This window comes from Halorubrum sp. B53 (assembly GCF_059752395.1).
Window position 1 is genome coordinate 288,305 of sequence record NZ_MWTH01000005.1, and the last position, 15,528, is coordinate 303,832.

General features: G+C 56.0%; 11 protein-coding genes and 1 tRNA gene. 6 read left to right on the forward strand and 6 right to left on the reverse strand.

Features of this window, described 5'->3' with window-relative positions; all coding sequences use genetic code 11:
- Positions 1–2 precede the first annotated feature (2 nt).
- Positions 3–740: a hypothetical protein gene (locus tag B4V06_RS04885; RefSeq protein WP_498167897.1), complete on the reverse strand. Its 738-nt coding sequence runs from the start codon at positions 738–740 to the stop codon at positions 3–5.
- A 581-nt stretch (positions 741–1,321) separates the two neighbouring features.
- Between B4V06_RS04885 and B4V06_RS04890 the strand changes: the two genes are divergently transcribed.
- Complete coding sequence (locus tag B4V06_RS04890; protein WP_498167900.1) at positions 1,322–2,221, forward strand: DUF8743 domain-containing protein; 900 nt, start codon at positions 1,322–1,324, stop codon at positions 2,219–2,221.
- A gap of 88 nt (positions 2,222–2,309) precedes the next feature.
- Here B4V06_RS04890 and B4V06_RS04895 read toward each other — a convergent pair whose 3' ends face one another.
- From B4V06_RS04895 to B4V06_RS04915, 5 genes are all read right to left on the reverse strand, one after another.
- The gene (locus B4V06_RS04895; RefSeq protein WP_498167903.1) at positions 2,310–5,285 is read right to left on the reverse strand and encodes a type I restriction endonuclease subunit R; all 2,976 of its coding nucleotides are present in this window, start codon (positions 5,283–5,285) and stop codon (positions 2,310–2,312) included.
- A gap of 33 nt (positions 5,286–5,318) precedes the next feature.
- A complete protein-coding gene (locus B4V06_RS04900; protein WP_498167906.1) occupies positions 5,319–6,602 on the reverse strand; it encodes a restriction endonuclease subunit S in 1,284 nt (427 codons plus the stop codon).
- Positions 6,599–8,167: a type I restriction-modification system subunit M gene (locus B4V06_RS04905; RefSeq protein ID WP_498167909.1), complete on the reverse strand. Its 1,569-nt coding sequence runs from the start codon at positions 8,165–8,167 to the stop codon at positions 6,599–6,601. Before B4V06_RS04905 ends, B4V06_RS04900 begins: the two co-directional genes overlap by 4 nt.
- Before the next feature lie 53 nt (positions 8,168–8,220).
- A complete protein-coding gene (locus B4V06_RS04910) occupies positions 8,221–8,769 on the reverse strand; it encodes a TATA-box-binding protein (RefSeq protein WP_498167912.1) in 549 nt (182 codons plus the stop codon).
- A gap of 400 nt (positions 8,770–9,169) precedes the next feature.
- Positions 9,170–9,242 (reverse strand) — tRNA-Arg (locus tag B4V06_RS04915).
- 246 nt (positions 9,243–9,488) lie between these two features.
- Here B4V06_RS04915 and B4V06_RS04920 point away from each other — a divergent pair.
- From B4V06_RS04920 to B4V06_RS04940, 5 genes are all read left to right on the forward strand, one after another.
- A complete protein-coding gene (locus B4V06_RS04920) occupies positions 9,489–11,081 on the forward strand; it encodes a PAS domain-containing protein (RefSeq protein ID WP_498167915.1) in 1,593 nt (530 codons plus the stop codon).
- An 87-nt stretch (positions 11,082–11,168) separates the two neighbouring features.
- The gene (gene rimI / locus B4V06_RS04925; protein WP_498167918.1) at positions 11,169–11,642 is read left to right on the forward strand and encodes a ribosomal protein S18-alanine N-acetyltransferase; all 474 of its coding nucleotides are present in this window, start codon (positions 11,169–11,171) and stop codon (positions 11,640–11,642) included.
- A gap of 144 nt (positions 11,643–11,786) precedes the next feature.
- A complete protein-coding gene (pepF, locus tag B4V06_RS04930) occupies positions 11,787–13,586 on the forward strand; it encodes an oligoendopeptidase F (RefSeq protein ID WP_498167921.1) in 1,800 nt (599 codons plus the stop codon).
- 180 nt (positions 13,587–13,766) lie between these two features.
- Complete coding sequence (locus B4V06_RS04935; RefSeq protein WP_498167924.1) at positions 13,767–14,180, forward strand: GlcG/HbpS family heme-binding protein; 414 nt, start codon at positions 13,767–13,769, stop codon at positions 14,178–14,180.
- 168 nt (positions 14,181–14,348) lie between these two features.
- The gene (locus tag B4V06_RS04940; RefSeq protein WP_498167927.1) at positions 14,349–15,506 is read left to right on the forward strand and encodes an aminopeptidase; all 1,158 of its coding nucleotides are present in this window, start codon (positions 14,349–14,351) and stop codon (positions 15,504–15,506) included.
- Positions 15,507–15,528: the final 22 nt, after the last annotated feature.

Consider the following 15,528-nt stretch of genomic DNA (forward strand, 5'->3'; position numbering starts at 1 on the left):
AATTACTGAGTGAGGTCTGGTACTCGGCTATCTTCCCATAGTGATTCAAAGTTCTTAGTGTAACTGCTTACTAATTCTCCATCTGTTCTCCCTAAGAAAGTCAGAGTCGTTCTACTTGGTTCGCCTATGAAGTACGGTCCGACAAAGGCTTTGGAGTCAACTCTAAAGTAATTCGTTGGTAGTCCCTCGTAATATCGGATATCAAGCGAATCGATATCACGCTCCAAAAATCTTCTAGTGGAGTTCCTGATGGTGGCTTTGAGATCTCCCCTTTCTGTATCTGCTTCACCATACCAGTCACAAATTTGTGATTCGGGGTCTAACAATAGAAGACGAATTTCGATATCTTGCTGACCTAGGCGGTCAAGTTCATCGCCTAGATCGTTCTGAAACCGAGATAACGATATTGCTTGGATGTGTAACTTGTTATCACACCTGAGCATCAGGTCCTCATACTGCTCCCTTTCAGCTCTTCCCCTACCATCCTGGATATCTAAGATTCCCCAATCTTGGACTAGATCATCTACAAGTTCTTTCTGCTCACCCAATTTGAATAGTTTATAGTCAAACATTCGAACGGCACCAGCCACAACTATTGGTAATCCTATTGAGAATCCAGTGGATGACTGTTGTGGATAATATATTGACACAATAGAAATTATTAATAATCCAACTATAATGGCAAGGACGTTAATCGCAAGAAATCGGTTGCGCCGGGTTCGATATTCCTCAAAGTACATCTCTTATATCAAATGATATCCTATAAACAAAAGTCCAGCCATTGTATTGGAGCCTGATGTTTGAAGACTATGATCGAGATATTGCGACTGAGATGATCTTCATATACATATTTACACTGAACTAAAAACGAATAATATTTTTCTGAAGAGAAATTCTGCAGATTCATCGAATTTTTCGTGCAGCATGGGCATAATGACTGCCCCCGTAACTGGCAGTTTGATATAAGAACCCACCAAAGAACAGGATTCCAACAGAGCCCAACTAATTCATCTACACGGCCTCAGAAATGAATTTTCTGCTCTGTTGAATCCGCAGAAGGCGTCGGGATCGTGTCACTCTGTATTTGGTTCAGGACCGCTACCGAGAGACTGTAGAGATGGACTCTTGATAGAGAGGGAGAAGATCGAGATCTCTAGGTGGATCGATCCAACTCCTTGGCGGCGAAGAGCGAGATAATCGCGCTTTCAGAGATCGCGATCCCCGTGCCGTCATCGGATTCAACAGAGCAGTTCTTACTGAATCTACTGGGGGTATCACTGAGCAGCCAGCGAAACGCCATGTCATCGAATTCCTTGAATCAGTGAGCGAGGAGTTGGCTGAAATGTCTCAAATTGGTGGCAACGGCGGTGAAGATGACCCGTACGAAGTAGTGGAGCAGAATACAGACGTGAGATTCGAGGATGGTGAAGTCTGTCTGAGCGAGGGAGTGAGTGCCAGAGATCACTTTCGGGGGGCAATTCAGGTGTTGTTTGGGCGAGGACTACTCACTATTGACGACCTCCCAATCGCTGCTGGCCCAACACGAAACATCCTCAATACCAAACCGACGGATCGAGATGGAGAACCAATGGCAGACGGTGAAGAGGTAGTTGATGGTGTGTATGCGGAACTTAATGCTAGCAGAGACAGCATCAAGCAGTTCATTCAAAAAATAATCGACGTTGCAGATGGGAAACCCCATTCTCCGGAAAAATCTCCTGTAAATCGCTCTGAAGCAGTTGCTGGTGAGCACGAACATATAGAGTTGGTAGATGATATCGTAGTGGATGAATCGACTGGAGGCGCTATATTCACTATTAGGGACGTGAATACCTTCGGAGGCGAAGATTCAACTCAGGTTGGGGTGTATGCGAGCGACCTCGCTAGGGGTGTTCCTTTCATTCGGGACCACAAGGCTTGGGGGTTCATCAATATAGCATCAAAACCTGAGTACTTCTGTATCTACCTGACTCGCCCTCACCAGCAATTACAAATAATCGGTGTCGTTGATGACATCGTCAGTAAGAACCAGTTCATCTCAGAGCGAGATATCGACCGTGATCCGACGGAAATCGCGGATTCAAAGAAGGTGATTACCTTCTCTGATGTCTACCAGCTTGAAACACCTATTCCAGTCGGTGATGTTTCCTCACGAATGCAGGGATTGCTGTATACAACGTTGGGTAACCTGAGAGGTGCTGAAACGACAGATGACCTCTGATCCGTTCTAACGTTATTGCTGGTCAAGGTAGCTTACCTCGTAACAGAGAAAATCTAACAACCAACTGCGGCACAGGGGCGAATCAGTATTATGACTGAGCGTCGGCTGCGACATCTCCATAAAGGGCCTCTGCTTGATGTACTATAGGCTCGATAAGAGGTTCGTAGTCGCTATGCGATAGTCCATTTCTGCGGAGAAGTCCTTTCACTCTTGTCTTTAGTTTAGACCGCATCGCCTTTCGATTCGTCCAATCGATATTTACGTTCTCCCTCAGCGTCTCACAGACTTCTTGAGCGATGTCCTGAAGCAGTTCCTCGTCGATTTCTGTCTCTGTATTTGTCGCTATCGCATCGTAGAACGCTAACTCCTCTGCTGAGAGCCCTAACCGTTCTTTCCGCCGGTCCTCTTGTTGAAGCTCGTCCGCGTAATTCCGCAGCTCCTCGATCACTTCATCTGTCGTTAAGAACTGATTGTTGTACTCGTTGAGTGTCTCCTCCAGTTCCTCCTCGAATGACTCGTACTTTGCTAGATTCTGCTGCTTCCGAGTTGAAATCTCGCTCCGGAGCAACTTCTCAAGCATCTTCACCTGTAACTCCGGTTGTTCAACACGCTCAACGTCGGAGAGGAACTCCTCACTAACGATCGGTTCTTCTGACTTCCATTTCTCGAACCCCGCAACGGACACCACGTCGTCAGCAGTAACTCCCTCCGCGATCAACTTCTTCATCGCCGAGTCTAACTCATCGTCTCCAGTAGAGCCTTCACTCTCCAAAGACCGGAGACTATCCCGCACTGCCTCGAAGAATAGTACGTCAGACCGGATATCGCTAGCTGCGTTATGAGGCGTTACCAACGCAAAGGCCTTTTTGAGTTCTGCGACAGCTTGCATGAACTCTTCTTGCTTCTCTTCGGTAGCAATAACCTCGCTCTCAGCACGATGGATGAGGCGAGACAGTTCGAGCTCGCTGAGTTCCTGCCAACCCTCGTAATCTACCCGTGAGAGGTATCGAGAGACCTTGTGATGCTTCTGTTGCATAACCTCAACGGCAGTTTCGACATCGACCATCGCCATCTCCTGAATGTCGGACGTGTACTTGTCCAGTGCTTTGCGTAAGTCCTCGGCAATACCGATGTAATCAACCACGAGCCCTCCTGGCTTGTCCTTGTAAACCCGGTTCACTCTCCCGATCGTCTGAAGCAGGTTGTGGTTCTTCATCGGCCGATCGATGTAGAGGGTATGTAGCGGTGGGCAATCGAAGCCAGTCGTCCACTTATCGCAGACAACGATGATTTTGAGCGGATCGTCTGGATCTTTGAACCGGTGTTTGAGTTCCCCTTCGTTCGGTGGATCGTCGATGTATTCTTCGGGCTCTGAGATGACTACGCCAACTTCGGGTGAATCCGGCTGCTGCTCGATGTAACGCTTGTACTTTACTGCAGCTTTACGACTAATGGATACGACCATAGCCTTCCCCTCGATTTCACGGTCGTTGTAGTGGTCAACTATATCGCCTGCTATTTTTTCGAGACGGTCATCGGCGGTTTCGATGATCCGACGAAGGGTAGTCCACTTCTCAACGAGTTGATTCTCAAGTTCCTCGTCACCTGAGTCAAGCAACTCTCGTACTGATTCGCTGATCGCCTCTTTATTGAGCTGGAGTTTTGCGAACCGGGATTCGTAATAAATCGGGACAGTTGAGCCGTCTTCTTCAGAGCGGTCGATAGTGTACTGGCTGACGTATTCACCAAATGTCGCTCGGGTTGCGTTGTCGCCATCGTGGATCGGAGTGGCAGTGAAGCCGATGAAGGAGGCATTAGGGAGGGCATCCCGAAGATTCTCTCCCAACTCTTTTGTCTGTGATCGATGGGCCTCGTCTGCCATCACGATCACATCCTCACGCTCGTTGACAACTGGGTGTTGGCGTTCGTCGTCTTGAGTCTGGAACTTCTGTATTGTGGTGAAGATCAGACCGCCAGCCTGGCGATCCAGTTTGTCGCGCAGGTCAGGGATAGTATCAGCCCAACTCACGTTGTACCCCGCATCGCTAAACGTGTGCGTGATCTGCTCATCCAACTCGTTCCGGTCCGTCACAACCACGAAGGTCGGGTTGCCGAAGTGGCTACTTCGACGGATCTTCCGCACGAAATAGACCATCGACAGTGACTTTCCAGAGCCCTGTGTATGCCAGTAGACACCGATGCGGCCCAGGTCGTCTCCTTGAGTTTCCTTCGCGCTCTTGACGGCTTCTCGGACGCCATAGAACTGGTGGTACCCCGCCAGCATCTTTACTGGCTGGCCATCCTTCTCGCTGGAGATTATGAAGTTCTCAATAAGGTCCAAGAGTCGTTCTTTTTTGAATACCCCTCGGAGCAGAACCTCTTGTTCGGGCAGGTCATCTCGCTCATCACCTTCTTTTTCAATGTATCGCCAAGGACGGTACCACTGCCAGCCTGCATCCAGGCACCCTATCCGGGCCTCATTCATATCCATCAGTCCGATAACTTCGTTAAACCGAAGGAGCGGCGAAATATCGTCTCGGTATCGGCTGTTGACCTGCTCGTATGCGTTCTCTAGAGTAGCTTTAGGATCGGTGGGATTTTTGAACTCTAAAATGCCGAGAGGAAGTCCATTGACAAAAATGACCATGTCTGGCTTCCGACGAGGATTTTCGCCCACTTGAACTGTGAACTGAGTCGTAACAAGCCAGTCATTGTTATTTGGGTTCTTGAAGTCTATGGCCTGAACGAATCGTCCAATTTGCTCTCCTCCTTTCTCAAATTCTACTTGTATTCCGTCTACTAACTGTTTATGAAGCAGTTCATTATCTTCTAGAAGGTTGGGCGATTGGGTAGACATAATTTGACGAACTGCGTCCTCCAAAGCCATCTGGGGCAAATCTGGGTTTATTCGCTCGATGCTATTCTTAAGTCGATCTCGGAGTACGACTTCAGAGGTTGTCTGTCGTTCAGAGTCTAGATCAGACGCTGACAAATAGTTGTAACCGAGCTCTTGAAAAATAGCAATTGCTGGCTTTTCGGCCAGTTCAAGTTCGTCAAGACCCATTAGTACGAATTAGTTTCTGTTCTTCAAGCATAACTATTGCTCAGAAGTAAGCTCTGTGTTTCCGGAAATGAGTTGAGGATGCAGGTGGTCTCGCAGTTCGCGGAGGTCCATGATCTCCTTGATATTTGACTCAATCAGCTTATGAATTGGATCGACAATTCTGTCAAACTCTTCTCGTACATCTTTTGGAGGAAGTAATACACGCAAGTCCTCTATTTCGCTGACGTGGAGCGTTTCGAATATGGATCTTGAAAGAGTTTTCTCACCAATTTCTTGTCTCATCAGAGGGGACAGCATATACTCCCGTAAAAATGGTGGAGACAATCTGTCAGAATCTGGTCTGATACAAACAATATTTCTTCCAATTGCACCCTCTACTCCTCGTGGAACCTGAGCAACAGCGCCAACCCGTCCATCTTTAGAAATAATAACATCTCCTGGTTTTGCGGTGATTCGCTTTGTCCACTGATTATAATCTTCCTCTGAAATCAGATATTTGTCGTTGAGGAACAGTTCTCCGTTTTCTCCGATGTCATTTACCTCAATATAGAAATTTCCATCTTCTTGTCTATCTGGTTTTTTCGAATGGAGGCAATCAACGACCTTCGCAATCTCAGACATTTCTATGACATCCCAATCAGACGGTATGTCCATACCTAGGTTATCGTGATGGACTAGCTCCGAGTCAGTAAACGGCCCAAAATTAATGAACCAATTTCTGAATACCAACTGAGAAAATTCACCAAGTTGGTTATTCATTTGTCTATTATTTTCGATCTTATCGTCAACAGCACCGAGAGTCTCTACAATCTCTGACTGTACCTCTGTGGGTGGGACTGGAATTTCTGCTTTCCGAACCTCAGAAATATTAGTAGACGGGTACGCACTGCCTGTTGCATTTACTTCTAAGTAATCAATGAATCCTGGTGAAGTTGTTGCGTAGTATACATATCGAGGTAAGAGGGTCTTTGGATTATTTGGCCTTATCACCACAAATCCTGACGAGACAACCATATTTTCAGGAGGTTCCTTCATGTATACATACTGCTTTCTCCCAGGCCTAACTCTGGATATGACTGTATCCCCTGGTTTCACCCATCGCTGTGCACGGCTTGGTGCTTCAGAGATCTCATGCTCATCGATTTCTGAGATTACACCAGTACCTGCGTTACCAATCGTTAGGTACTTGATTTCGGTGTACTCGAAATCATCATCATTCACCGAATCTGGGTTTATTTGGCAAACATCTCCTAATCGAACTTTCTCAAACCGGTCTTGGTCATTAGAATATTCTGAGAGCTCTTGCTGAGAATTCAAAATCCTAATTCCTCCAGTTTCGCATTAATTGTGTGTTGAAGCTCTTCTGATTGACGGAATGTCTCTCGTAGTTCCGTAGAGAGTTCTTCCATCTTCACTTCATATGGCACATCATCTCCATAATTCGACTCCAACCCTACATATCTCCCTGGTGTCACTATGTATTCATTATCTGCTATTTCGTCAGTAGTCACTTTTTTGCAGAAACCAGTCGTATCTTCATAACTGCCCACATCCTCTTCACCTCTGTATGCTCGTATCGTATTAGCGATAGTTTGTATATGGTCCTCTGTCAACCGATTCTGGGACTGATCAACTGATTCATACATATCACGGGCATCTACAAAGAGAGTTTCATTGCTTCGGTCACGGTAGTCATCCGTTGATTTTCCTTTTGAGAGGATCCAGATACAGACAGGGATACCAGTGGTGTAGAATAGTTCCTTAGGAAGTGCGATAACTGCATCTAACCGATCGTCTTCAATTATCCCTTTTCGTATTTCACCATCAGTACCCTGAACAGACATTGAACCATTTGCCATCACCGTCCCTGCCATACCATCCTCATCAAGATGATACAGCATATGTTGAATGAACGCAAAGTTTGCATTGCTTGAACGAGGAATCCCATATTTGAAACGGGGATCAGAATCAGAGATCGTCGATTTTCCCCACTCACTCATATTGAATGGTGGATTCGTGATGATCTTATCTGCACGAAGATTGGGGAATTGATTGTTCCGGACACTATCCCCAAGTTGGATATTACCATCAATACCACGAAGATAGAGATTCATCTTACAGATGCGCCATGTAGCGTCGTTAACTTCCTGCCCATATATTGACACTAAGTTTTCATCTCCACCTTTTCGCTCTAGAAATTTGTGGCTCTGTACAAACATCCCGCCGGAGCCACAGAACGGATCAAAAATGCGTCCCTCAAAAGGCTCCAAGATCTCAACCAGAAGTTCGACTACGTGTTTCGGTGTATAGAATTCTCCACCACGGTGGCCTTCTTGGCGGGCAAATTCTTTAATAAAGTATTCGTAGACGCGCCCGAAGACATCCTCGTCTTGTGTGTCTTTTCCGTTGCCGAGATCGAGTTCAGCGAACTTATTGAGAAGACCCTCTAGCGTATCCTGAGGGATCCGAGAATATCGCTTTGGTAGCATTCCATCAAGTCGATCGGGATTTTCATCCTCAATGGCCCGCATCGCATCATCAATCTTTGCGCCGATGTCAGGGTTAGTTGCATTGTCGATGAGGTGCTCCCATCGTGCCTTTTCCGGAACGTAGAAGACATTCTCACCGTGATATGCGTCCTTATCCTCTAAAATAAACTGGCGCTCTTTGTCGTCGTCGCCACAGTAATACATCGAATCTTCGTCGTACGTCAGCTCCCGCAGTTCCTCACGGCGTTGCTGGAACGCGTCCGACATATATTTTTGAAAAAGGAGACCGAGAACGATGTGCTTGTACTCAGCAGATTCAACGGGCCCACGAAGCCCCTCAGCAGATTGCCAGAGGCTTTTCTCGAATTTCCCGTTGTCGCCATTAATACTCATACAACAATCACCGGTGGTTGGGGCCTTCAATTTTGCCTACTGGTTCACTACAGTCAGGCATTATCAAGAGCAGTGAGTTGGTTCTGGAGATGCTGAATAGCAGACTTAGCATGTTCACGATCTGTTGTGCCACCAATGATGATTTTCCCACTAGCGAAAACCAATAAAGTGACCTCATATTGAGTAGGCCGATAAATCAAACCGGGAAACTGCTCGGGTTCGTACTCTGTGTGTTCAAACCCAAGTACGATGGCAAACGCTTCCAAATTGACTTCACGTCCGAGATCTTCCATGAATACAGAGGTTACCTGCCTGAATTCAGTTTCAGAGGTACTGACCGAGATCTCATCAAGAACCTCCTCAAACCGTCGGAAAGACTCTGTTAGCATCTCTTCGGTCTCAGCTCCACGAATCTGGAACGTGCCCGTTCGATAGATAGTGTAGGCTGGGCCATTCTCTTCCAGCCGAACAGTGACCATTGAAGCTCCCTGGAAGTTCGCGTCTACAATCGCTCCAAGATAGTTCTCCAGCTCGGATACGAGAGCTTCTAAATCAATTTCTCGTCCGAGTGAGCCACTACCCATTGTGCTTACGATTTCCATCTATGCTCCAAGTTGTTACTAATACATCGCCTGTGCTGGCGCATATAACTTCTCGTTTGGCTTTTGATAGTTTGGTGGAGTCAGTACAAAATCCAATTACACGTTTATATACAAGATTGGTTAGAATCTGAATCGTTCTGATCTTGCTATCGAGTCAGGTTTAGAAGTTACAGTCAGAGATTAGCGGCGAACAGCAGGTAGGGGAACTCTTCGATCAAGCTCATCCACTAACCCATTAATTATCCGCTTTCTACCCATGTTTGGATGTACACGAATCGCCAGAAGGCACCGACCTCAGACGGAATCGTTCGATATCCGAACGAAATCAGATTCGACAGCCAAAGTTGCTTTATAAGTGACCTACCGCCGTCTGTCGGATTTGGATCGTTCGAAAATCAAGCGGGCGCGACGGGATTTGAACCCGCGGCATCTTGGTCCGGAACCAAGTGCTCTGTCCGCTGAGCTACGCGCCCTCACGCTCGAATATCCGCGGCGAGCGTTTAACGCTTCTGACTCGGGGCGTCACGATCGCTTGACCGCGCTCCGCCTCCTCTGATTCCGTCCCAACTGAGGCGACGTCACTGAGCCCCGTCTACCGTCCGAACCCGCTGACCGTCGCCCACGACTTACTATCGGTCCGCAGTCCCACAAATTATCTGTTCTGATACCTTCGGGGTGCGGGTTTATACACACGCGTTCATAGCGTCGGCAGAACGAACGTGACCCTCCGTCCAAGCGATCGATCGTCCGCCCCGCGGGACGACTCACTTCACGACGACGGCCAGCCCTCTGACGAGCGGCGACGTTCGACGGCCGACGGGGGATCGAGCTCCGATCCGACGGCCGGACCCGATCTCGACGCGGCGGCCCCGGCGACCGCGGCCGACCGCGGCTCGGACCGGTTCGTCGCGGCCGTCGCCGTCGACGGCGAGGTGCTGTTCGCGGGCCCGTCGGTGTCCGCGGTGCTCGGCGTCGAGCGCGAGGCGCTGCTCGGCGACAACCTGCTCGAGCACGTCCACCCGAACGACCGCGACCCCGTCTCCGACGCGCTCTCCGCGGTCGCGGCCGACCGCACCGTCACCCACCGGCTCCGACACGCGAGCGGCGGCTTCGTCTGGGTCGAGTCCGTCGTCGACGAGGAGCTCGCCCCGGAGTTCGGCGGTCGCGTCGTCACCGCGCGCCGCGTCGACGTCGACCGCGCCTTCCCGGAGCGGTTCCGCCAGTTCCTCGAGTACGGGACCGACCTAGTCACCGTCGTCGACGACGACGGGCTGGTCAGGTACGAGAGCCCCTCACTCGAGGAGGTGCTCGGCTACGAGCAGGGATCGACCGTCGGTCGGTCGCCGCTCGGGTACGTCCACCCCGACGACCGCGAGCGCGTGACAGAGCGGTTCTACCACGCCCTCGACGACCCCGAGGCGGCGCCGACGATGGAGTACCGATACCGCACCGCCGACGGCGACTGGGTCTGGCTGGAGTCGCGGACGCGCTCCCTGCCGGACGCCGCGGTCGGACAGCTCCTCATCAACTCTCGGGACGTGAGCGAGCGGAAGGCGCGCGAGCGACGGCTCACCGACCGCAACGAGCGGCTCGACCGGTTCGCTGGCATCGTCTCGCACGACCTCCGGAACCCGCTGTCCGTGATCCGCGGGTCGATGGAGATGGCGCGGCTGCAGGGGGACACCGAGCCGCTGGAGCGCGGCGAGCGCGCGGTCGACAGAATCGATCAGCTCGTCTCCGAGCTGCTGACGCTCGCCCGGCAGGGGTCGGGGATCGACGAGCCGACCGAGTTCGACCTCGAAGGGGCCGTCCGCGAGGCCTGGGCGACCGCCGGAAGCGACGACGCGACGCTCGTCGTCGGCGCCCACGCCCGGGTCCGCGGCGACCGCGGGCGCCTGCGACAGGCGCTGGAGAACCTGTTCCGGAACTGCGTCGAGCACGGCTCGACTGGCGGCCGGACGAACTCCGACGACCGCGTCGACCACACCTCTGACGGCGGTGACGACCTCACCGTCGTCGTGAGCGCGACCGCGGAGGGATTCCTCGTCGCCGACGACGGTCCGGGGATCGACCCCGAGCACCGCGACGAAGCGTTCGACCCCGGCTTCACCACCAGCGCCGACGGGACCGGGTACGGCCTCGACATCGTCCGCGAGGTCGTCGAATCTCACGGGTGGACGGTCCGGCTCCGGCCGGACGCGGACGTGCCCGCCCTCCCGCCTGCGGTCCCGCAGCCGGACGGCGCGTGCTTCGTCGTTGAGGCGCCGGGCCCCGATGCGGTCGCGGCGGCGGAGCCGTGGATCGACGGCTGAGGCCGACAGATCCGGTCGGGGAAGAACGCGGACGGGGCCGCGCTCGCGTCCCGTCGCGTTTATTCATCCCGCCCGCCAATTCGATTCGTGACCCCGGTCGACGCCACGATCCGCCGGGTCGAGCGCGCGGACCTGCTCGCGGTGGTGCGGATCGAGCGGGCGTGCTTCTCGGACCCGTGGCCGTACGACGCCTTCGAGCGGCTGCTCGACGAGCCCGCGTTCCTCGTCGCCGAGCGCGACGGCGGGGTCGTCGGCTACGTCGTCGCGGACGCCACGCCGAACCACGGCCGCGACATCGGCCATGTCAAGGACCTCGCGGTCCACCCGGAGGCGCGCGGTGAAGGGCTCGGGCGGGGACTGCTCCGCTCGGCGCTCGCGCGGCTCCGCGGTCTCGGCGTCGCGGTCGTGCGCTTGGAGGTCCGCGAGAGCAACGCGGTCGCGCGGTCGCTGTACGCGGACGAGGGGTTCGAGCCCGTCCGCCGCGTCTCGAACTACTACCGAGACGGGGAGGACGCCATCGTGCTCGTCGTCGACCTCGCGGAGTGGGCGGCGGGGGCGTAATTGCCGGCGATGCGAGCGGCGGGGGCGTAATTGCCGGCGGTGCGAGCGGCGGGGATCAGACGGTCGCTCGCCTCGTCGGTCCCGATCGACACGCGAACTTCCGCTTTTAACAAGCCTTAGTGCCCTGAGCGCGAACCGAACGGTATGAGTTCGGTTCCCGAGCGAGCGGAGATCGACGAGGCGTACAAGTGGGACCTCCAGAGCATCTACGAGGACGACGAGGGGTGGGAGTCGGCCTACGAGACGGTCTCCGACCGGATCGACGAGCTGCGCGACTACGAGGGACGCGTCACCGAGGACGCCGCGACCCTGCTGGAGCTGCTCGAGCTCCGCGAGGAGATCTTCCGAGAGCTCCAGCAGGTGACGACGTACGCCCGCCTGCGGAGCGCCGAGGACACACGGAACCAGGAGTACCAGGCGATGTCGGCGAAGGCGTCCTCGTTGGGCTCCGAGGCGTCGAGCGCGCTCTCGTATCTCGAGCCCGAGCTGCAGTCGCTCACCGAGGCGGCAGTCGCGGAGTTCCTCGAGAGCGAGCCCGCGCTGGAGGCGTACGAGCACTACCTCGACGACGTGTTGCGGATGAAAGAACACACGCGCTCGGCGGAGGTCGAGGAGGTGCTCGCCGACCTCTCCGAGGTCACCGACGCGCCGAGCGAGATCTACTCGATGCTGACGAACGCCGACATGACCTACGGCGTCGTCGAGGACCCCGACGGCGAGGAGGTGGAGATCACGCAGTCGAACTTCACGAAGCTCCAGACGAACCCGGACCGCGACTTCCGCCGCCGCGTCCACGAGACGTTCTACGAGCAGTGGGCGGACGTGCGCAACACGGTCGGCACCTCCCTCGAGAAGGCCGTCCGCGAGCACGCGACGAGCGCCGACATCCGCGGCTACGACAGCGCCCGCGCGGCCGCGCTCGACGGCTCGAACGTCCCGGTCGAGGTGTACGACACGCTCGTCGACACGGTCGACGACAACCTCGACGTGCTCCACCGGCACGCCGAGCTGAAGGAGCAAGCGCTCGGCGTCGACCAGCTGGAGAGTCACGACCTCTACATGTCGCTGACGGGCGATCAGGGGCCGGACGTCGAGTACGACCAGGCCCGCGAGTGGGTGATCGAGGCGGTCGCGCCGCTCGGCGAGGCGTACCAGGAACGGATGGCCGAGGGGCTCGACTCCCGGTGGGTCGACGTGTACGAGAACCGCGGGAAGCGCTCCGGCGCGTTCTCCTCGGGCACGTACGACACGCAGCCGTACATCATGATGAACTACCAGGACGACATCGCCTCGATGTTCACGCTGGCGCACGAGCTCGGCCACTCGATGCACTCCGAGCTCGCGGGCGACGCACAGCCGTGGCACGACGCGAGCTACGAGATCTTCGTCGCCGAGATCGCCTCCACGGTCAACGAGACCCTCCTCACGCACCACCTGCTCGACACCGTCGAGGACGACGAGCTGCGGACGCACGTCCTCGACGAGTACCTCGAGCGCTTCCGCTCGACCCTCTTCCGGCAGACGATGTTCGCGACGTTCGAACAGCGGATCCACGAGCGCGTGGAGGCCGGCGACGCGCTCACGCCCGACGCCTTCGACGAGATCTACGGCGACCTGAAGGGCGACTACTACGCGCCCGCCGAGCTGACCGGCGGCATCGAGCGCGAGTGGGAGCGGATCCCGCACTTCTACTACAACTTCTACGTTTACCAGTACGCGACCGGCATCTCCGCGGCCGCCGCGATCGTCGAGCGCGTCCTCAACGAGGGCGAGCCCGCCGCCGCCGACTACCGCGAGATGCTGAAAGCGGGCGGCTCCGACTACCCGCTTTCCGTCGTCGAGCTCGCGGGCATCGACATGGCCTCGCCGGACCCGATCGAGGCCGCCGTCGGGATCTACGACGACTACCTCCACGAGATCGCGGCGCTGCTCGACCTGGAGTAGTCGGTTCGAAGGGCTCTCGTGCTGCGCGTTTTATAAACCGCTCACGCCGGGCGCATCGACCTTTCCTCCCTGCCGTTCGCCCGCTCGCCGCTCCCCCTCCTCGTCTGCTCGCGGGTGCCCGTATCTATCATGTTAATTTATTATACTACCGCGGGACCGGGTAGACGGAGCACACGTAGTATGACTCACGTAACACTAGACGTCGCCAAGGAGGTCATCGCGGCCGCGGAGGAGGAGGCCGCGGCGATCGACGTGCCGATGTGTATCGCGGTGATGGACGACGGCGCGAACCTTGTGGGATTCCACCGGATGGACGGCGCGCTGCTCGGGAGCGTCGACATCGCCCAGAACAAGGCGTACTCCTCGGTGTCGCTGAAGTTGGACACCGAGGCGATCCACGAGGCGTCACAGCCGGGCGAGTCGCTGTACGGGATCGGGAACACGAACGACGGGCGAATCGTCACCTTCGGTGGCGGGTTCCCGCTAGAGGTCGACGACGGAACAGTCGTCGGCGGCGTGGGCGTCTCCGGTGGCAGCGTCGACGAAGACATGACGGTCGCACGGGCGGGGGTGGAGCGCTTCGAGGAGCTCTGAGAGCGCTGCCGCATTCGGTGGCCTCGGACCCCCTCTCACCGGACGCGTCGATGAGCACGCGAACCGTTCCGTGACGGCCCGCACTCACGTATCAACAGAGACCGATCACGTCCGAACGGCGATCACCGTCCCGGCACCGATTTACCGCTCCCACACGACGCGGCGACCATGGACGAACGCGTACGCGAGCACGCCGAAGTGCTCGTCGACTGGAGCGCGCGGGTCGAGGCGGGAGACGACGTCGTCGTCAGCGTCGCCGAGGACGCCCACGACCTCGGCGTCGCCGTCGCCGAGGCGCTCGGCGAGCGCGGGGCGACCGTCACGACGCTGTACGGCTCCGACGAACTCTCCCGAGCCTATTTAAAAGGCGCCGAGGCGGGAGTCGACGGAAGCGGCAGCGACGACGACAGTGGCGACGCCCCCGACTTCGACGACGATCCTGCCGTCGACCGCGCGATCTTCGAGGCCGCCGACGCCTACCTCCGGATCGGCGGCGGGCGCAACACTACCGCGACCGCGGACGTCTCCCCCGAAACCCGACAGGCGTACGCGAAAGCGCGGAAGGGCGTCCGCGAGGCTCGGATGGACACCGACTGGGTGTCGACGGTCCACCCGACCCGCAGCCTCGCGCAGCAGGCCGGGATGGCCTACGAGGAGTACCGGGAGTTCGTCTACGACGCGGTCCTCCGCGACTGGGAGGCGCTCGCCGACGAGATGGCACAGATGAAAGCGATCCTCGACGCGGGCGAGGAGGTCCGGCTCGTCACCGAGCGCGACGACGCGCCCGATACCGACGTGACGATGTCGATCGCGGGTCGCACCGCGGTCAACTCCGCCGCCTCCGTGGCGTACGACTCCCACAACCTCCCGTCCGGCGAGGTGTTCACCGCGCCGTACGACACCGAGGGCGAGGCGTTCTTCGACGTGCCGATGACGATCGACGCGACCCGGGTCCGGGACGTGCGCCTCGTCTTCGAGGGCGGCGAGGTCGTCGACTTCGCGGCCGGCGCCGGCGAGGACGCGCTCGCGAGCGTGCTCGACACCGACGCGGGCGCCCGGCGGCTCGGCGAGCTCGGGATCGGGATGAACCGCGGGATCGACCGGTTCACCGACTCGATCCTCTTCGACGAGAAGATGGGCGACACGGTCCACCTGGCGGTCGGCCGCGCCTACGACGCCTGCCTCCCCGCGGGCGAGTCGGGCAACGACAGCGCGGTCCACGTCGACATGATAAGCGACGTGAGCGAGCGCTCCCGGATGGAAGTCGACGGCGAGGTCGTCCAGCGGAACGGGACGTTCCGATGGGAAGAGGGGTTCGAGGGGTAGCCGCGGTTTTTGGTGCAGATTT